The 19,197-nt window shown below is 38.8% G+C and carries 16 protein-coding genes and 1 tRNA gene; 13 read left to right on the top strand and 4 right to left on the bottom strand.

The genetic code is table 11. The features are described 5' to 3' along the window. Position 1: 1 nt before the first annotated feature. A tRNA-Gln gene (locus tag ACXVWB_RS10030) sits at positions 2–76 on the top strand. 135 nt (positions 77–211) lie between these two features. Here the strand turns inward: ACXVWB_RS10030 and prfC are convergent. Next, entirely contained in the window at positions 212–1,795 is a 1,584-nt protein-coding gene (gene prfC, locus ACXVWB_RS10025) for a peptide chain release factor 3 (RefSeq protein ID WP_289901973.1), read from the bottom strand. A 219-nt stretch (positions 1,796–2,014) separates the two neighbouring features. Here prfC and ACXVWB_RS10020 point away from each other — a divergent pair, with 219 nt between their 5' ends. The 3 genes from ACXVWB_RS10020 to argG all read left to right on the top strand — a co-directional run bounded on the left by ACXVWB_RS10020 (position 2,015) and on the right by argG (position 5,163). Next, the gene (locus ACXVWB_RS10020) at positions 2,015–2,875 is read left to right on the top strand and encodes a phosphoribosylaminoimidazolesuccinocarboxamide synthase (RefSeq protein WP_329505190.1); all 861 of its coding nucleotides are present in this window, start codon (positions 2,015–2,017) and stop codon (positions 2,873–2,875) included. A 71-nt stretch (positions 2,876–2,946) separates the two neighbouring features. Then, on the top strand, positions 2,947–3,777 hold the full coding sequence (locus tag ACXVWB_RS10015; protein WP_289901971.1) for a Rossmann-fold NAD(P)-binding domain-containing protein: 831 nt from the start codon (positions 2,947–2,949) through the stop codon (positions 3,775–3,777). Positions 3,778–3,828: 51 nt separating this feature from the next. Beyond that, positions 3,829–5,163, top strand: a complete 1,335-nt coding sequence (gene argG / locus ACXVWB_RS10010; RefSeq protein WP_289901970.1) for an argininosuccinate synthase — start codon at positions 3,829–3,831, stop codon at positions 5,161–5,163. Positions 5,164–5,268: 105 nt separating this feature from the next. Here argG and fur read toward each other — a convergent pair whose 3' ends face one another. The 3 genes from fur to ACXVWB_RS09995 all read right to left on the bottom strand — a co-directional run bounded on the left by fur (position 5,269) and on the right by ACXVWB_RS09995 (position 7,148). Next, on the bottom strand, positions 5,269–5,703 hold the full coding sequence (gene fur, locus ACXVWB_RS10005) for a ferric iron uptake transcriptional regulator (RefSeq protein WP_126471749.1): 435 nt from the start codon (positions 5,701–5,703) through the stop codon (positions 5,269–5,271). Positions 5,704–5,735: 32 nt separating this feature from the next. Continuing rightward, a complete protein-coding gene (gene fldA, locus ACXVWB_RS10000; protein ID WP_289901969.1) occupies positions 5,736–6,260 on the bottom strand; it encodes a flavodoxin FldA in 525 nt (174 codons plus the stop codon). A 102-nt stretch (positions 6,261–6,362) separates the two neighbouring features. Continuing rightward, positions 6,363–7,148, bottom strand: a complete 786-nt coding sequence (locus ACXVWB_RS09995; RefSeq protein WP_289901968.1) for an alpha/beta fold hydrolase — start codon at positions 7,146–7,148, stop codon at positions 6,363–6,365. Positions 7,149–7,218: 70 nt separating this feature from the next. On the opposite strand from ACXVWB_RS09995, the gene seqA reads away from it, so the two are divergent. From seqA to dnaX, 9 genes are all read left to right on the top strand, one after another. Continuing rightward, positions 7,219–7,860 (top strand): replication initiation negative regulator SeqA, encoded by a 642-nt coding sequence (seqA, locus tag ACXVWB_RS09990; protein WP_289901967.1) that lies wholly within the window; start codon positions 7,219–7,221, stop codon positions 7,858–7,860. Between the two features lie 4 nt (positions 7,861–7,864). Further along, positions 7,865–9,217, top strand: coding sequence for an o-succinylbenzoate--CoA ligase (gene menE / locus ACXVWB_RS09985; RefSeq protein WP_289901966.1), 1,353 nt, complete (start codon positions 7,865–7,867; stop codon positions 9,215–9,217). A 13-nt stretch (positions 9,218–9,230) separates the two neighbouring features. After that, positions 9,231–12,572 carry a mechanosensitive channel MscK gene (mscK, locus tag ACXVWB_RS09980; RefSeq protein ID WP_289901965.1) on the top strand — a complete coding sequence of 1,114 codons (3,342 nt, stop codon included), beginning with the start codon at positions 9,231–9,233 and terminating at the stop codon, positions 12,570–12,572. 15 nt (positions 12,573–12,587) lie between these two features. Further along, positions 12,588–13,661, top strand: a complete 1,074-nt coding sequence (gene aroC, locus ACXVWB_RS09975) for a chorismate synthase (protein ID WP_289901964.1) — start codon at positions 12,588–12,590, stop codon at positions 13,659–13,661. A 63-nt stretch (positions 13,662–13,724) separates the two neighbouring features. Then, positions 13,725–14,597 (top strand): penicillin-insensitive murein endopeptidase, encoded by an 873-nt coding sequence (gene mepA, locus ACXVWB_RS09970; RefSeq protein ID WP_049366022.1) that lies wholly within the window; start codon positions 13,725–13,727, stop codon positions 14,595–14,597. A gap of 10 nt (positions 14,598–14,607) precedes the next feature. Beyond that, positions 14,608–15,375, top strand: coding sequence for a TSUP family transporter (locus ACXVWB_RS09965; RefSeq protein WP_289901963.1), 768 nt, complete (start codon positions 14,608–14,610; stop codon positions 15,373–15,375). A 9-nt stretch (positions 15,376–15,384) separates the two neighbouring features. Further along, complete coding sequence (gene lpxM, locus ACXVWB_RS09960; RefSeq protein WP_289901962.1) at positions 15,385–16,344, top strand: lauroyl-Kdo(2)-lipid IV(A) myristoyltransferase; 960 nt, start codon at positions 15,385–15,387, stop codon at positions 16,342–16,344. 113 nt (positions 16,345–16,457) lie between these two features. After that, a complete protein-coding gene (gene apt, locus ACXVWB_RS09955) occupies positions 16,458–17,000 on the top strand; it encodes an adenine phosphoribosyltransferase (RefSeq protein WP_289901961.1) in 543 nt (180 codons plus the stop codon). A gap of 16 nt (positions 17,001–17,016) precedes the next feature. Beyond that, positions 17,017–19,161 (top strand): DNA polymerase III subunit gamma/tau, encoded by a 2,145-nt coding sequence (dnaX, locus tag ACXVWB_RS09950; protein ID WP_289901960.1) that lies wholly within the window; start codon positions 17,017–17,019, stop codon positions 19,159–19,161. Positions 19,162–19,197 lie beyond the last annotated feature (36 nt).

Here is a 19,197-nt window from a genome sequence, read left to right as displayed (position 1 = left end):
TTGGGGTATCGCCAAGCGGTAAGGCACCGGGTTTTGATCTCGGCATCCCTAGGTTCGAATCCTAGTACCCCAGCCATCTTATTTTTCAATTTCTTTTGTATAAAAAATGCAATTAAATTTAACCGCACCTTAGTTATTTTAATTTTTATTTATCACTAAAAAAGTGCGGTACCAAATTCACTATAAATTTAGACCGCACTTCGTATTGTAATTAATGTTCCCTTGTCTTAAAGAAGATCACATCAGGATAACGTTCTTGTGCTAGATTTAGATTTACCATGGTAGGTGCGATATAAGTCAGATTATCACCGCCATCTAATGCTAGATTTTGCTCATTTTTACGTTTGAACTCTTCAAATTTTTTGTTATCCGCACATTCTACCCAACGAGCCGTTGCGACATTGACAGTTTCGTAAATGGCTTCAACGTTATATTCTGATTTCAAACGAGAAACGACTACATCAAACTGTAACACACCAACTGCGCCAACAATTAAATCATTATTGCTTAATGGACGGAATACTTGCACAGCACCTTCTTCAGAAAGTTGTACTAAGCCTTTTAACAATTGTTTTTGTTTAAGAGGATCTTTCAAACGAATACGACGGAATAATTCAGGGGCAAAGTTTGGAATACCGGTAAATTTCAGATCTTCACCTTGTGTGAAGGTATCACCAATTTGAATTGTACCGTGATTGTGCAAGCCGATAATATCACCAGCATAGGCCTCATCGGCATGGGTACGGTCACCCGCCATAAAGGTGAGCGCATCAGAAATAACCACATCTTTACCAATACGTACGTGTTTAAGTTTCATGCCTTTTTCATATTTGCCAGAAACTACACGAAGGAAAGCCACGCGGTCGCGGTGTTTTGGATCCATATTGGCTTGGATTTTAAACACGAAACCGCTGAATTTTTCTTCTTCTGCTGAAACTTTACGAGTATCTGCTTGGCGAGCTTGTGGTGCAGGCGCCCATTCGGTTAAACCATCCAAGAAATGATCGACACCGAAGTTACCTAATGCAGTACCAAAAAAGACTGGTGTTAATTCACCACTTAAGAATAAATCCAAATCAAATTCATTACTTGCACCTTTTACTAGCTCTAATTCATCTCGCAGTTGTTGGGCTAAGTCATCACCTACGGCTGCGTCTAATTCAGGGCTATTTAAGCCTTTCACGATTCGTACTTCTTGAATAGTAGAGCCTTGGCCACTTTGATAAAGATAGGTTTCATCTTTATATAAATGATAAACTCCTTTAAACAATTTACCGCAACCAATCGGCCAAGTAATCGGTGCACAATGGATTTTTAATATGCTTTCCACTTCATCTAATAATTCCATCGGATCGCGAATATCTCGGTCAAGTTTATTCATGAAAGTGATAATTGGTGTATCGCGTAAACGGGTCACTTCCATTAATTTAATGGTTCGTTCTTCAACCCCTTTTGCTGAGTCGATAACCATCAAGCAGCTATCCACGGCCGTTAAAGTGCGGTAGGTATCTTCCGAGAAATCTTCATGTCCCGGTGTATCCAATAAATTCACTAAGCATTCATTGTAAGGGAATTGCATCACGGAAGTGGTAATGGAAATACCACGTTGTTTTTCCATTTCCATCCAGTCAGATTTTGCATGCTGTGCAGAGCCTTTACCTTTTACTGAGCCTGCTTTTTGAATGGCATTGCCGTATAACAATACCTTTTCGGTGATGGTGGTTTTACCTGCGTCAGGGTGGGAAATAATCGCAAATGTGCGACGTTTATTCACTTCTTCTAATGGATAACTCATTTGTCTTGTTTCTTCTGTTTTAAATAATGCTGTATTGTCGCTGATTTTCAGATTGAGCTCAAATTAAATTGTTTTTCTTTTGTTATCTATAGCTTATTTAGGTGTATGACTCTGTAATTTCTTTTCTTTAAAAATTTTTGATAAAAAAAGCAAACGTTTGCGCAAAAGTGCGGTATAATACGCGCCGATTTTTTATTCTTATAATAAAAGGTGCAAACAATGACACAACTTAGTCTAAAAAAAATCTATTCAGGGAAAGTGCGTGATCTTTATGAGATCGATGATAAACGAATGTTAATGGTAGCCAGTGACCGTTTGTCTGCATTTGATGTAATTTTAGATGATCCTATCCCACGCAAAGGTGAAATTCTGACTCAAATTTCCAATTTCTGGTTCAATAAGTTAGCCCATATTATGCCGAATCATTTTACAGGCGATTCAGTTTATGATGTGTTACCAAAAGAAGAAGCTGATTTAGTAAAAGATCGAGCAGTGGTATGTAAGCGTTTGAAACCAATAAAAATTGAATCTATCGTGCGTGGTTATTTAACAGGTAGTGGGCTAAAAGATTATAAGCAAACGGGCACCATTTGTGGTTTGAAATTGCCAGAAGGATTAGTTGAGGCAAGTAAATTACCTGAACCAATTTTTACGCCATCAAGTAAAGAAGAAGTGGGCAATCACGATATCAATATTAGCTATGAAGAATGTGAAAAAGCTATTGGCGTAGAATTGGCGGCAAAAGTGAGAGAAAAAGCGATAGCGCTTTATACTGAGGCTGCGAAATATGCGCTGACTAAAGGTATTATTATTTGTGATACTAAATTTGAATTAGGTTTAGATGAAAATGGCACACTCACTTTAATGGATGAGGTATTAACGCCAGATTCTAGTCGTTTTTGGTCAGTTGATACTTATAAAGAAGGCACAAATCCACCGTCGTTTGATAAGCAATTTGTACGAGATTGGTTAGAGCAAAGTGGTTGGAATAAACAACCACCAGCGCCTAAAGTACCAAAAGAAGTAATTGAAAAAACAATGGCTAAATATCGAGAGGCGTTGGATTTATTAACAAAATAACATTAACAATCTCCCTGCTATGCTTTAGAATGGCAGGGATTTTTTCGGATAGAATTTGTGAATAAAAGAAAATGAAATCTGTTGCAATAGTTGGTTTAGGTTGGTTAGGTTTGCCGCTGACGCAACACTTAAAAAAACTCGGTTGGCGTGTAAAAGGCTCAAAACAATCTTTCGCGGATGCTCAACGATTGCATCAGTTAGGCATTGAAGCCTATCCTTTTTCTTTTTCAGAAAAAATAAAGAGTTTGCCTGATAATATTCAATCTCTTTTTGATGTGAATGCACTCATTATCACCTTACCACCTAGCCGTTTTTCTTCTCAACAGTATTGTGAACATCTTACTTTTTTAACTAATCAAGCAAAGAAACAAGGTGTACAGCACTTGATTTTTACCAGTTCAACGTCTGTTTTTCCTGATATTTCGGGGCAATTTGATGAAGATTCTCAACTTTCAGCTGAAACAGAAATGGGTAAAACACTGATACAAGCCGAGCAGTGCTTGTTCCAATCGGAAATATCTCATTGCGATATTCTTCGACTTGCAGGATTAATTGGGAAACAACGCCATCCGGTTAAATTCTTAGCAGGAAAATGTAATTTAAAACAGGGTAATTCGCCTGTTAATTTGGTGCATCTTGAAGATTGCATTCAAGCTATTACTACCTTACTTATGAATCCAAATGGATTGCGAACTTACCATCTTTGCGCGCCAATTCATCCTACACGAGCAGAATATTACACAAAAGCAGCGGCATTTTATGATTTATCCATACCACAATTTGAATGTAGTGATTCGGATCCGAAACGAATCATTATAGCAGATAAGATTTGTCGAGATTTAGGCTTCGTTTATCGTTATCCAAATCCCGATGAGATGTTAGAAAAGCGCAGTGATTTTTGACTGCACTTTTTAAAGACTCACTCACCATAACCACAATGAAGGAAATAAAATATGTCAAATACAATTCTGCAACATTTACCTAAAGGCCAAAAAGTTGGTATTGCTTTTTCAGGCGGGCTCGATACCAGTGCGGCATTACTTTGGATGCGTCAAAAAGGTGCAATACCTTATGCTTATACAGCAAACTTAGGTCAACCAGATGAAGATGATTACAATGCAATTCCCAAAAAAGCGATGGAATATGGTGCGGAAAATGCGCGTTTAGTAGATTGTCGTGCGCAGTTAGCCCATGAAGGACTTGCGGCTATTCAATGTGGTGCATTCCATATTTCGACTGGTGGAGCAACCTATTTCAATACCACACCACTTGGTCGTGCGGTAACGGGTACGATGCTTGTTGCAGCAATGAAAGAAGATGATGTCAATATTTGGGGTGATGGTTCAACTTTTAAAGGTAATGATATTGAGCGTTTTTATCGTTATGGTTTATTAACCAACCCAAATTTAAAAATTTACAAACCATGGTTAGATCAACAATTCATTGATGAGTTAGGTGGTCGTTTTGAAATGTCACAATTCTTGATTGAAAATGGTTTTGACTACAAAATGTCAGTAGAAAAAGCCTATTCAACTGACTCTAATATGTTAGGTGCAACTCATGAAGCGAAAGACTTAGAAGAATTAAATTGCGGCATTAAAATTGTGAAGCCAATCATGGGCGTGGCATTCTGGGATGAAAATGTTGAAGTGAAACCAGAAGTAGTGACTGTTCGTTTTGAAGAAGGTGTGCCAGTTGCCTTAAATGGTAAAACATTTGATAACGTGGTGGATCTTTTCTTAGAAGCAAATCGCATTGGTGGTCGTCATGGTTTAGGCATGTCAGATCAAATTGAAAACCGTATTATCGAAGCAAAATCACGTGGTATTTATGAAGCACCGGGAATGGCATTATTCCACATTGCTTATGAGCGTTTAGTCACCGGTATTCACAATGAAGATACTATTGAACAATATCGTATCAACGGTTTACGTTTAGGCCGTTTATTATACCAAGGTCGTTGGTTTGATCCACAAGCGTTAATGTTACGTGAAACGGCACAACGTTGGGTGGCTCGTGCGATTACAGGAGAAGTGACATTAGAACTTCGTCGTGGTAATGATTATTCAATCTTAAATACTGAATCACCAAACTTAACTTATGCGGCAGAACGTTTGAGTATGGAAAAAGTGGAAAATGCACCATTTGATCCAATCGATCGTATTGGTCAATTAACCATGCGTAACTTAGACGTAGCAGATACACGTGGCAAATTAAGTATCTACTCTCAAGTGGGTTTATTAACTGCAGGGAAAGATTCTGTTTTGCCACAATTAGGTAAAAAATAATTTTCTCTTTTAAATAGAAAGAAGTGCGGTCGATTTTGACCGCATTTTAGCTGAGAGAATAAAAAACCTTAGGTTTAGCCTAAGGTTTTTGTTTTTTAGCAAGCATTATTTTTTCTCTTCACATTTGTTGATATCGCTACATTTACCGTAGAGATATAAACTGTGTGCTTTTAATTTGATACCATGTTGCTGACTGATTTCTTTTTGACGCTGTTCGATAATATTATCAGTAAACTCAAATACTTTACCGCAATCTTCACAGATAATGTGATCGTGGTGTTCTGTTGGTGCAAGTTCAAAAACAGACTTGTTACCTTCAAAATTATGACGAATTAAGATATGCGCTTCATTAAATTGGTTAAGCACACGATATACAGTTGCAAGGCCAATATCACTGCCTTGTTCCAATAAGATCTTATATACATCTTCTGCTGAGAAATGCTCGTTTTTATGCTCTTGCATTAACGTAAGAATAGTCAGCCGAGGTTCAGTAATTTTTAATCCGGCTTTTTTGAGTAATTTGATGTTTTCTTCAGACATAATGTTCCCTTAAATATGCTAAATAGAGATGGTTAAGCTAATTCTGCTAAACACATTTCATTGTAGATTTGTTTTGTCCATTTCTCTACGCGTTCTGCAGTAAGTTCCGGTTGACGATCTTCATCAATACATAAGCCAATGAAGTTTCCATCGTCCAGTAATGCTTTCGATGCTTCAAAGGTGTAACCATCCGTTGACCAATTGCCCACGATAATTGCGCCACGTGGTTCAACGATATCACGTACTGTACCGATTGCATCACAGAAATAATCAGCATAATCTTCCTGATCGCCACAGCCAAAAATACCCACTAATTTGTCAGTAAAATCAATTTCTTCTAAAGTAGGGAAAAAATCATCCCAGTCAGCTTGCGCTTCACCGTAATACCAAGTCGGAATACCGAAAAGTAAAAAATCATAACTTTCGATATCTTCTTTTGTGCTTTTTGCAATGTCACGAATATCGACTAATTCATTGCCTAATTGTTTTTGAATCATTTTTGCAATGTTTTCTGTATTACCTGTGTCACTACCGTAAAATAAACCGACAACTGCCATTGTTCTTTCCTTTAAATAAAATTGAGTGAATAGAAAAAGTGAGAGACTAAAGCCCTACGATTTGTGCGAACTATACCATAAATGAATTCTCATTTAAAACGATTAATTCTTATTTAGAAACCTATCAATCGCACGTATCACAAAATCAGGTTTCTCCGCATGAACCCAGTGTCCAGAACCATTAATGGTGAAAGAAGTCGCATTCGGGAATTGTTTTAGAATGGTTTCCGTATATTCAGGTTTAATATAAGATGAAAGCCCACCTTTGATGAAGAGCGTTGGCGTATTAACAAAAATCTCTTGCCAATCCATCAGTTCCGCATAATGTTCAAAAAGAGCGGTCAAATTGAAACGAAAATATTCAGGTGAAGTCGCATCAAAAGATTTCAACATAAATTGCACCACATTAGGAGTGGCAATTTCAGTTTCTAAAATAGGTTTGGCTTGTTGACGAGTTTTTGGCTGAGCTTTTTTTACAGCAAATAACCCGCGAAATACATCATCATGTCCAGTGCTGCTATTCGCCACAGGAGCAATATCGATGACAACTAATTTTTCTACGCGCAGTGGTTGAAGTGCGGTCATTTTCATGGCCGTTTTTCCGCCCATTGAATGGCCAATTAAAATCACCTTATCTAATTGAAGATAATTGATAAGTAGCCATACATCATTAGCCATGACGTCGTAATTCATTGTTTCTGAATGAAAACTTTGTCCGTGATTACGTAAATCCACACGTAAAATGTTATACTTATCGCTAAATGCACGGGCGATAACCCCAAGATTATTCATATCCCCAAATAAGCCATGAATAAAAACTAAAGTAGGTGAATTAATTTGTTGTTTTGTTTGATGAAATTGATAGTTTAATAATTGGTAGGATAACATATATTTTACGTGAGAATTTGCTTGGAAATCGTTATAATGGAGAGAAATTTTAGCAAACGGAGAGAAAAAAATGAAGATAATTGAAGTCGATGAAGAGTTATATCAATATATTGCTGGAAAAACTCAGTCAATCGGAGAAAGTGCTTCAGATATTCTTCGCCGTTTGTTGAATTTACCTCATCATGCGATAAGTCAGAATGATGTCTTTGACTCAGAGGAATCTTCTCAAATTTCAAAAAATAAAGAACATTCAGCGTCTGTTTTTGTCGAAAAAAAAATGGAAATATCTCAACAAAAGGTTAAGTCGATAGAGTCGCAGAGAGCAGTGAAAAAGCAATCAGATGAAGCTATAAGCCATATAGTGGATAAAGTTCGCACGTTACTAAACTCACCTGACTTTAAAGCTGAAACAAAAGCAGTTGTACGTTTTTTAAGTATATTACGCATTCTTTATCGTACAAATCCAGAAAGTTTTGCTTTGGCAACAGAAAGTTTACAAGGTCGTACTCGAGTCTATTTTGCTCGAGATGAAGCAACCTTACTAGTTGCGGGTAATCATACAAAACCGAAGCAAATTCCGGATACACCATACTGGGTGATTACGAATACCAATAGTGCTCGTAAGATGTTGATGTTAGAGAGCGCAATGCAATCTATGCATTTGCCAGAATGTTTAATTGATGAGGTTCGTCCTTGTTTTATCAATAATTAGTTCGATGCGAAAATTTCCTTGGCAAATATTTGCCCAAAGTCCACTTCACACTCATAGGGTAGCGTTGCGAAACTCGCAAGGTATTCATATTACTTGGGGTGAACTGTATGAAAAAATTAACCAGGTAGAAGCATTCCTTTTGCAACAAGAGGTGACGGCAAAAAGTGTTGTTGCTTTTTGTGGTAAAAATTCAGAACAGATTTTATTTCTTTATTTAGCGGTGATTCAGCTTGGTGCAAAAATTTTAGGTATCAATCCTGCATTTCCTCAAGAAAAAAGAGAGGAATTGTGTCGAGCATATGGTGTAGATTTTTGTTATCAGACCGAAGATATTCATTATTTAGCTGCTGAAGCATTCCCTGAACATAACGCTGACTTTACAAAAGCGGCAACGATGACACTCACATCGGGCTCGACTGGTTTGCCTAAAGCGGTGGTGCATAATGTGTCTGCTCATTTAGCTAATGCGGAAGGCGTTTGTGCCTTAATGAATTTTGGCAAAGATCGATCATGGCTACTTTCTTTACCGCTTTATCATGTTTCCGGACAAGGCATTGTGTGGCGCTGGCTTTACGTAGGTGCAACCTTAGTTTTACCGAAAGAAGATTTTTATCAATCTATTGGTGAGGTTTCTCATGTTTCTCTCGTGCCAACGCAATTACAGCGTTGGTTTGATTATTTGACGGAACATCCTCAACCTATCCAAACGCAAGCCGTGTTATTAGGTGGGACACAAATCCCTGTAAAATTAACCCAAGCGTTAAGTGAATTAGGGATTCGCAGTTATTCAGGTTATGGTATGACCGAAATGGCTTCTACCGCATTCGCTAAACAATCGGATGGAAAAATCGGTGTGGGACAGCCTTTGCTTGGTCGAGCGTTCAAGTTAGTGAATGAAGAAGTTTGGCTAAAAGGTGCCGGGCTTGCCATGGGATATTGGCGCAATGGGTGTGTTGAACCGCTTACTAATGCTGAAGGTTGGTTCCAAACCAAAGATAAAGGTCAATGGCTCGATAACGAATTAGTCATTCAAGGCCGATTAGATAATATGTTTATTTCTGGCGGTGAAAATATTCAGCCGGAAGAAATTGAAAAAGTGATTGCACAATCAGATTTAGTGAAGCAAGTCTTTGTTTTGCCTAAATATGATGAAGAATTTGGCCATCGTCCTGTCGCGATTGTTGAATTTCATACATCCTTTAATGAAAGTGCGGTCGAATCTCTCAACGTTTTTTTACAAGGGCGATTGGAACGATTCAAGCAACCTGTTGCTTATTATGAACTCCCGGAGAATTTAATCCAAGGGGCAATAAAGATTTCTCGCAAAGTACTCGCCGATTGGCTATCACAACAATAGGAAAGTTGATTTCATGAAAAATATCTCTCATTTTTTGACTGTTTTAGTTTTTTCATTTGTTTTTGCTATTATGAGTTCTCAACCTAGTTGGGCTGAGGATTATGGTGCAGAACCGACTGAAAAAACACTAAAAAGTGAATTAGCTGAAACTGAAAAATTATCTGATGGTGATGAAAAAACAAATAAGGTGACGACGATTCAAGCTTCACTTGATTTTTTACAACAAATTCAAACCCAGCAAAAAAATAATAAGGATTTACAAGAAACGCTAATCAATGCTGAGTCTGAAATTCAGAAAAATAACACTGAACTTCAAAATCTGAAAAAACAGCAGAGTACATCAAATAATACTGATTATGCCTCGCAAAGTTTAGTGAGTTTGCAAGCACAGGTTGAGAAAATAACAACCCAACATCAAGATACCCAAGCCTCATTAAGTGCGGTCAATACGCAACTTGCAGCGCAAAGCTCGGTATCTGAACGAGCACAAACTGCATTGACGGATAATGTTAAACGTACTCAGGAATTGAATCAGCAGTTGAATGAACCAACCACTGATATGCTTTTAAAACAGAAAATTCAGCTTGAATTACAATTGATTGAATTAAAAAATACATACAATCAAATTTTGTTAAAAAATAGCGATCAGTTTACCATTCTTTATCAAAGTCGTTATGATCTATTAAGTGCCCGTGCACAAGCACAACAGCAACAAATTGCAGCCATTCAAGAAGTGATTAATCAAAAGAATTTGGCGCAAACACAAAGCCAAGTTGAACAGGTACAACAGCAAAGTCAAGGCACTGTAAAAAATCCATTTATTCAGAAAGAATTGGATCTGAATGCGCAGTTGAGTCAATATTTACTTGAGCAAACAGAGAAGACGAATACATTAACGCAAGATGAGTTGCGTATGCGCAATGTATTGGATAATTTAACTCAAACTCAACGTACCATTGATGAGCAAATTAGTGCTTTGCAAGGAACGTTAGTGCTTTCACGTATTATTCAACAACAAAAACAAAAATTACCAACCAATTTAAATATTCAAGGGCTTTCAAAACAAATCGCAGATTTGCGCGTGAAGATCTTTGATATTACTCAGAAACGTAACGAGCTTTATGATATTGATGCCTATATCAGTAAAATAGAGCAAGATGAAAATAAGTCTTTTACCCCAGCGGAAAAAGCACAATTAGCCAGTTTATTGACAGAACGTCGAAAAGTGGCCTCTGATTTGATTAAGTCATTGAATAATCAGTTGAATTTGGCGATTTCCTTAGAGCTAACCCAACAACAGATTACTCAAATCAGTGATCAAATTCAGTCTAAACTCGATCAACAAAGTTTCTGGGTAAAAAGTAATAATCCAATTAATTTAGATTGGATCAAAAAACTGCCAATGTCACTTAAGGCACAATTTGATGGCATTGGAAAGAAAATCGGCTTCCCGACAAATTTTGATAATTTGCCGTATTTACTTACTTATGTCTTTATTTTGTTTGTGATTGGTGGGTTGATTTTTAAATTTAAAGAATCGATTAAACAACGTTTGAGCGTGATTAATGGCGAAATTAATACGCTTCGTTCGGATAGCCAATGGCATACGCCTCTTGCGTTATTTTATACCGCACTTTTATCTTTATCAGGCACCCTTTGGTTCTTAGCGGCTTGCCAATTGTTGGGCTTTTTCTTGGTGAAAAACCCACAAGAGTTTTGGGAGTGGTCGCTCAGTATGGCGGGTTATTGGTGGTTCTTTAGTTTTGTTTTAGCTATTCTTCGTCCGAATGGCATTTTAGTGCGTCATTTTGGTTTTTCGAAAGAGAGCGCGGTTAACTTACAGGATGTGACGAAACGTATTATTGTTTCTGTTGTGTTATTACTGAATACATCAATTTTCAGTAATGTAATGGATACAGGCTTAGCCAATGACGTATTGGGTGAAATAAATACCATTGTTGCGTTGCTTTTCTGCATTGTAATTATTGCACCACGTTTTGTTCGTACAGAAAAATCCTTGAATTCAAGCACAACGGATCAGCGTGATAGAACGCTTTTAAAAATTATGCGCGTTTTATTGCAATTGGTCCCTGTTATTTTAATTGCGCTAATCGCTTTAGGCTATTATTACACGGCCTTAAATTTAATTACGCATATTATTAATACCTACATAGCGTGGGTAGTGTGGTCGTTGGTGCGTCATACAATTTATCGGGGCGTCACAGTAGCATCAAGACGTTTAGCATATCGTCGTTTACAAGAAAAACGTCAACAAAAACAGCAAGATTCAAGTGATGCTTCAGCTTCTGATGATGTGGTAGTCATTACCGAACAAGAAGAGGGATTGGCCTTAAATGAAGTACGTAGCCAGTTACTACGCTTTGCCGATCTCTTTATTTGGACCGCACTTTTTGCCATCTTCTATTATGTATGGTCAGATTTAGTGACCGTTGTAAGCTATTTGCGTGATATTACTTTATGGCAACAAACTTCAACAACTGAAGCGGGCGTGGTGACAGAAACGATTTCACTCTTTAACTTGATTGTTGCATTGCTGATTATTGTAATTACGTATATTTTAGTGCGTAACATTCAGGGTATTTTAGAAGTATTAATCTTCTCCCGAGTGAAACTTTCACAAGGTACGTCTTATACAATCACCACCTTATTAACCTACATCTTTGTTGCGGTTGGTGGGGCATGGGCATTCTCAACGCTCGGGATGTCTTGGTCGAAATTACAATGGTTATTTGCCGCCCTTTCCGTTGGTCTCGGTTTTGGTATGCAAGAAATCTTTGCAAACTTTGTTTCGGGTATCATTTTATTATTTGAACGTCCAATTCGTGTGGGCGATACCGTGACAATTAATGGCGTGACAGGTACGGTGGCGAAAATCCGCATTCGTGCGATTACCATGATTGATCCTGATCGAAAAGAAGTGATTGTGCCAAATAAATCTTTTGTAACAGGTCAAGTGATCAACTGGGCATTGTCTAATACAGTAACTCGTTTAGTGGTGTCTGTTGGTGTGGCATATGGTTCAGATTTAGACTTAGTGAAACGCTTATTATTGCAAGCAGCACATGAGCAACCAAGCGTCTTAAAAGATCCTGAACCAAGAGCATTATTCTTAACCTTTGGTGCAAGTACTTTAGATCACGAATTACGTGTTTATGTAGGGCAAATATCTGAGCGAAATGATACGTTGGATGCGCTCAATCGTCGTGTAAATGAGTTATTTGCAGAAAATAATATTGATATTGCATTCAATCAATTAGATATCTTTATTAAAAATAAAGATACTGGCGAAGAAATTCCATTTATTGATGTGGCAAAATTAGCCCAAAATCATTAATTAAAGAGAGACAATATGGCAGGGAATACTATCGGACAACTTTTTCGTGTGACAACCTTTGGGGAGTCACATGGTATTGCATTAGGCTGCATCGTTGATGGTGTGCCTCCGAATCTTGAATTATCGGAAGCCGATATTCAACCTGATTTAGATCGTCGTAAACCGGGTACATCACGCTATACCACACCGCGTCGTGAAGACGATGAAGTGCAGATTTTATCTGGGGTATTTGAGGGTAAAACAACGGGTACCAGCATTGGAATGATCATTAAAAATGGTGATCAACGTTCACAAGATTATGGCGATATCAAAGATCGTTTCCGTCCTGGACATGCGGATTTTACCTATCAACAAAAATACGGTATTCGTGATTATCGCGGTGGTGGTCGTTCTTCTGCGCGTGAAACCGCCATGCGTGTTGCCGCGGGTGCGATTGCGAAGAAATATTTACGTGAACAGTTTGGTATTGAAGTGCGTGGTTTTTTAAGCCAAATTGGCGAAGTAAAGATTGCGCCACAAACTGTCGGCAAAATTGATTGGGATAAAGTCAACAGTAATCCATTTTTTTGTCCAGATGAAAGTGCGGTCGAAAAATTCGATGAATTAATCCGTGAATTGAAAAAAGAAGGGGATTCGATTGGCGCTAAACTAACGGTGATTGCAGAAAATGTCCCTGTTGGCTTAGGTGAGCCTGTTTTTGATCGACTTGATGCAGATTTAGCCCATGCTTTAATGGGGATTAATGCCGTTAAAGGTGTAGAAATTGGCGATGGTTTTGCCGTGGTTGAACAGCGTGGAAGTGAACATCGTGATGAAATGACACCAAATGGTTTTGAAAGCAACCATGCAGGGGGGATTTTAGGTGGCATTAGCTCAGGTCAGCCAATTATTGCGACCATTGCTCTAAAACCAACATCCAGTATTACTATTCCTGGACGCTCGATTAATTTAGAAGGTGAGCCTGTTGAAGTGGTAACAAAAGGCCGTCATGATCCTTGTGTGGGGATTCGTGCAGTACCCATTGCAGAGGCAATAGTTGCGATTGTGTTACTCGACCATTTATTGCGTTTTAAGGCGCAATGCAGATAACTCTTTTAAATTAAGCTTATTTTTTCTTTTATTGAAGATAAGGTCATTCGTTTAGGAAATCTTATGAATAAATCTTTAGCAAAATTACTTTCAAGTGCGGTTGTTTTAGGGAGTGTTTTTTTCTCGCTACAAACAACGGCCTCGCCACAAGACTGGCAACGAATTAAACGTCCAATTCCAGCAACAGACGGTAAAGCGAATCCAATCGGCAGCTATTCAAATGGTTGTATTATTGGAGCGGAGCCATTGCCTTATAAAGGTGAGGGATACCAAGTCATTCGTATGAATAAAAACCGCTATTATGGTCATCCGGATATGATTGCTTACTTACAGCGTCTTGGACAAAAGGCGAAGTCAGCAGGCTTACCAACGATGTTAGTTGGGGATATTGCTATGCCAGGCGGTGGTCGCTTTTTAACGGGGCATGCAAGCCATCAAATGGGATTAGATGCGGATATTTGGTTGCGTATGGGCACTATGACAGACAGCGAAGCGTTAAATTCGGATGGAAAAGGTTTGCTCGTGGTGAACCGTCAAACACAACGTGTTGATGAAAATGTGTGGAATAACAATCACGCCACATTAATTAAACTGGCGGCACAAGATCCCAAAGTCACGCGTATTTTTGTGAACCCCGCGATTAAATTAAAACTTTGTCAAACTGCAGGAGATGATCGTACCTGGTTACATAAAATTCGTCCATGGTTTGGACATGATTCACATTTCCACGTGCGCATTGCTTGTCCGAAAGATGCCGCTTATTGTGAAGATCAAGCACCTGTACCAGCAGGCGATGGTTGTGGCGATGAACTTTATTCTTGGTTTGAACCCGCAAAACCAGGTTCAGGCTCTTCTAAACCAAAAGTAACACCACCAGAACCGTTTTTATGTCAGCAAGTGTTGAGTTCGCCAAATAGTAGCGAATGGTTAGAGTAGGAGTTAAATAATGGAGTTGGGGATTGATATATTAGCCATGCTTTTTGCTGCTGCCTTTATTGCCGCATTTATTGATGCTATAGCGGGTGGCGGAGGCTTAATTACAATCCCTGCCTTATTAATGACAGGTATGCCACCTGCAATGGCATTAGGCACGAATAAATTACAAGCATTCGGTGGTGCGTTGTCTGCAAGTATTTACTTTTTGCGTAAAAGAGCGGTCAATTTATCAGAGTTTTCTTTCATCTTATTGGTGATTTTTATCGGTTCGGTGGTTGGCACCTTGCTCATTCAAAGTTTAGATGCGTCATTAATTAAAAAAGGGCTTCCATTTCTCATTTTAGCGATCGGCTTATACTTTTTATTTACGCCTAAATTGGGCGAAAGTGATCGTAAACAACGAATTTCTTATGCTGTTTTTGCGTTATGTTTTGGCTCTCTTCTGGGTTTTTATGACGGCTTTTTCGGGCCTGGGACGGGTTCATTGATGAACCTAGCTTGTGTGACATTGCTTGGATTTAACCTAACCAAAGCCACCGCCCATGCGAAAGTGATGAATTTAACCTCAAATTTTGCTTCATTAATTTTCTTCTTTATTGGGGGGCATGTCATTTGGACTGTCGGTTTAGTGATGATGGTAGGAAGTCTGATAGGTGCAAATTTAGGTGCTAAAATGGTGATGGCAAAAGGCAAACAACTGATCAGACCGATGGTGGTGATTATGTCATTTATCATGACGATAAAAATGGCGTATGATCAAGGTTGGTTTCATTTTTAATGATTGATTATGACAGACTCTCAGAAAAAATTACGTATTACAGCACGAACAGGTTATGAACCACATTTTTCATGGTCATATTTGCACCCGAAAAATTGGGGCATTTGGCTTGGTATTTTTGTGCTTTTGTTACTCGCTTTTGTACCATTTCGTTTACGCGATAAAATGGCCGAGAAACTGGCTCGTGCGCTGACCAAAAAAATTGGTAAACCACGTATTCGTGCCGAGATTAATTTGAAACTCTGTTTCCCGGATTGGACGGCTGAGCAGCGTGAAAAAGTGATTGAAGAGATGTTTGTGACGGTCGCACAAGTCATGCTTGGTATTGGTGAAATTGCCATTCGTTCTAAAAAACATTTACAAAAACGCAGTGAATTCATTGGCCTTGAACATATCAAGCAAGCCAAAGCTGAAGGGCATAACATCATTTTAATGGTACCACATGGCTGGGCGATAGATGCTTCAGGCATTATTTTGCATACACACGGCATGCCGATGACGTCAATGTATAACCCGCACCGAAATCCGTTGGTGGACTGGTTGTGGACTTTAGCGCGTCAGCGTTTTGGCGGGAAAATGCATGCTCGCCAAAATGGTATTAAGCCGTTTTTAGCACATATCAAACAAGGCCAAATGGGGTATTATCTTCCAGATGAAGATTTTGGTGCCGAGCAAAGTGTCTTTGTGGATTTCTTTTCCACTTATAAAGCCACACTTCCTGGGTTAAACAAAATGGCAAAATTAGCGAAAGCGGTGGTTATTCCAATGTTCCCACGCTATAACGCCAAGCGTGGCAAGTATGAAATGGAAATTCGCCCACCAATGCAATTAAGCGACGATCCTGAGCAATCGGCCCGTGCGATGAACGAAGAAATAGAGTATTTCGTCACGCCAACACCCGAACAATATGTCTGGATTTTACAGCTTCTTCGTACTCGAAAAGACGGGGAAGATATTTACCCAGATTAATTCATTTTATTTACAAAAGTGCGGTCAAAATTCACCGCACTTTTGCATTTTTATATGCTAGAATGCGAGCCTAAAAACAGGATTTTTTCTTACTCTTTTTTGAGCAATTATTTATGAACAAACAACTTGAATTAATCAAATCTTCTATCAAATCTATCCCAAATCATCCAAAAGAAGGCATTATTTTCCGTGATATCACGAGCTTACTTGAAGCGCCTACAGCTTTTAAAGCCACAATCGATTTGATCGTTGAAAAGTATAAAGATCAAGGACTCACAAAAGTAATTGGTACTGAGTCTCGTGGATTTATTTTTGGTGCGCCAGTTGCATTAGCATTAGGCTTGCCATTTATCCCCGTTCGTAAACCGGGCAAATTACCTCGTGAAGTGATTGCACAGTCTTATCAGTTAGAATACGGTCAAGACACCCTTGAATTGCACACTGATGCCATTTCACAAGGTGATAATGTGTTAATCATTGATGACTTGTTAGCAACGGGCGGTACAGTTGAAGCCACCGTGAAATTAGTTCAACGTTTAGGTGGAGATGTGAAACATGCTGCCTTTGTGATTAATTTGCCAGAATTAGGGGGCGAAAAACGCTTACGTGATTTAGGCATTGATTGCTACACCTTAGTCAATTTTGAAGGCCATTAATTTTTAAAGAGATGCGATGAGCTACCAAGTTTTAGCCAGAAAATGGCGACCAAAAAACTTTTCTGAAGTAGTGGGGCAAAGCCATGTACTCACTGCTTTGGAAAACGGTTTAAAAGAAAACCGTTTACATCATGCTTATTTATTTTCCGGCACCCGTGGCGTGGGTAAAACCTCCATTGCTCGTTTATTTGCGAAAGGCTTGAACTGCGTAAATGGTATTACTGCTGATCCTTGCGGTGAATGTGAAAACTGTAAAGCGATCGAAGCAGGCAACTTTATTGATTTAATTGAAATCGATGCGGCTTCTCGTACCAAAGTAGAAGACACGCGTGAGCTGTTAGACAATGTGCAATATAAGCCTGTAGTAGGGCGTTATAAAGTCTATCTTATCGATGAAGTGCATATGCTTTCTCGCCATTCTTTCAATGCGTTGTTAAAAACCTTGGAAGAGCCGCCTGAATATGTGAAATTCCTACTCGCTACAACGGATCCTCAAAAATTACCGATTACGATTTTATCCCGTTGTATGCAATTTCATCTTAAAGCATTAGATGAACCGCAAATTTCAGCGCATCTTAATTGCGTGCTTACTGCCGAAAATATTCCTTTTGATGCACCTGCATTGGATAAATTAGCCAAAGCGGCGCAGGGGAGTATTCGTGATAGCTTAAGTTTAACGGATCAAGCGATAGCCATGGGCAACGGTAAAGTGTCCACTGATGTAGTGAATACCATGCTTGGGCTGTTAGATGAAGATCAGCCGATTGAAATCATTTACGCCTTACACCAAGGTAACGGTGAGCGTTTAATGAAAACCGTCCAAGCGGTGGCAGAAAAAGCGGGCGATTGGGATGAGTTATTGGCAGAAACAGCTGAGAAATTGCATCAAATTGCCTTAATGCAGTTGCTCGCTAAAAATGCTACGGATGAAAACGATCACTTAGGTTTTCTGGCTAAACATATTTCACCGGAAGACGTACAATTTTTCTATCAAGTCATTGTATCAGGTCGAAAAGAATTGGCCTCCGCACCAAATCGTCGAATTGGCGCAGAAATGACATTGTTGAGGGCATTGGCATTCCACCCAAAGTTCCTTACGGCAGCACAAACGCCTAAACAAGGCGGGCTATCCCCTGAACAAAATACACAGAAAAGTGCGGTTGAAAATCAGCCTGTTTCTGGTTATGTGGATATGCCGGTGCTGTCGCAAAACATCAAGGCAAATTATTCAGCACAAGCGCAAAAGCCAATAGCTCAATCGGCGATTGTGCATTCCTCGTCTTCTCAACCTGTTTCCACTCAAACTACATCTTCATTAAATTTAGCTAGCCTTGCTGCGCTAGAGGCATTGAATCAATTAACGAAAATTGAGCAATCAGAGCGCCAACATCATCATGATGAACAGCAAGCCGCAGTGGAAGAAACCTTGCATCATCTTCAAGAGTTAGATGAGCAAAAAAATCCACCCAAAATGACCGCACTTCCTGTGCGAGAGATGACACCACCGAAAGCTACGCAAACGAAAGCCATGGTACCAAATCCAATGACTCAACAAGCTGACGAGTTAAAGCAAGGTATTGAAACGGTGGAAAATACCATTGATGATAATGCTGAAATGGACGCGGAAGAGCAAGAAATTCTCGATGCGGAAACTTATCGTTGGGAGTGGAGCAATCCAGATTTAGCCAAAGTAGATAGTGGTATGCGTCCTTCTGATATTAAACAGGCAATGTTGAAAGATGTGACACCAGAATTGCGTGAGAAAATTATACAAATTACGCAAAAACAAGATCCTTGGACGGATATTGTCGAACGTTCTGGTGTGATTGGCTTTTCAAAAGAGTTAGCATTAAATTGTTTCATCAAGTCGCAAACAGAAGATGAAATTCAACTCGGGCTTCATTCTGAAAAAGCGCATTTAAAACAAGATCGAAATATTAAAAATTTAGTAGAACATCTTGAACGTTTATATGAAAAACCAGTCAAATTGTCGATTTTTGTTGAAGATTCCGATGTTTTAACCCCAATGGATTACCGTAAAAAAGTTTATCAAGAGTTGCGTGAACAGGCACGTACGGATTTACAGCAAGATAAAAAACTGCTTTTATTACAAAAAGAGTTTGATGCGAAGTTGGATGTCGAAAGCATTCGACCAGTCTAAAACTCATTTCTCTAAATTTTAACTTTATAAAGGAAA

The organism is Haemophilus sp. SZY H53, from assembly GCF_054332375.1.
Note: the sequence above shows the minus strand (reverse complement) of the source record. Positions and strands in the feature narration are given on the sequence as shown.

Coding starts and splice junctions, on each gene's coding strand:
- prfC (WP_289901973.1), bottom strand. CDS start 1,795: ATGAGTTATCCATTAGAAGAAGTGAATAAACGTCGCACATTTGCGATT.
- ACXVWB_RS10020 (WP_329505190.1), top strand. CDS start 2,015: ATGACACAACTTAGTCTAAAAAAAATCTATTCAGGGAAAGTGCGTGAT.
- ACXVWB_RS10015 (WP_289901971.1), top strand. CDS start 2,947: ATGAAATCTGTTGCAATAGTTGGTTTAGGTTGGTTAGGTTTGCCGCTG.
- argG (WP_289901970.1), top strand. CDS start 3,829: ATGTCAAATACAATTCTGCAACATTTACCTAAAGGCCAAAAAGTTGGT.
- fur (WP_126471749.1), bottom strand. CDS start 5,703: ATGTCTGAAGAAAACATCAAATTACTCAAAAAAGCCGGATTAAAAATT.
- fldA (WP_289901969.1), bottom strand. CDS start 6,260: ATGGCAGTTGTCGGTTTATTTTACGGTAGTGACACAGGTAATACAGAA.
- ACXVWB_RS09995 (WP_289901968.1), bottom strand. CDS start 7,148: ATGTTATCCTACCAATTATTAAACTATCAATTTCATCAAACAAAACAA.
- seqA (WP_289901967.1), top strand. CDS start 7,219: ATGAAGATAATTGAAGTCGATGAAGAGTTATATCAATATATTGCTGGA.
- menE (WP_289901966.1), top strand. CDS start 7,865: ATGCGAAAATTTCCTTGGCAAATATTTGCCCAAAGTCCACTTCACACT.
- mscK (WP_289901965.1), top strand. CDS start 9,231: ATGAAAAATATCTCTCATTTTTTGACTGTTTTAGTTTTTTCATTTGTT.
- aroC (WP_289901964.1), top strand. CDS start 12,588: ATGGCAGGGAATACTATCGGACAACTTTTTCGTGTGACAACCTTTGGG.
- mepA (WP_049366022.1), top strand. CDS start 13,725: ATGAATAAATCTTTAGCAAAATTACTTTCAAGTGCGGTTGTTTTAGGG.
- ACXVWB_RS09965 (WP_289901963.1), top strand. CDS start 14,608: ATGGAGTTGGGGATTGATATATTAGCCATGCTTTTTGCTGCTGCCTTT.
- lpxM (WP_289901962.1), top strand. CDS start 15,385: ATGACAGACTCTCAGAAAAAATTACGTATTACAGCACGAACAGGTTAT.
- apt (WP_289901961.1), top strand. CDS start 16,458: ATGAACAAACAACTTGAATTAATCAAATCTTCTATCAAATCTATCCCA.
- dnaX (WP_289901960.1), top strand. CDS start 17,017: ATGAGCTACCAAGTTTTAGCCAGAAAATGGCGACCAAAAAACTTTTCT.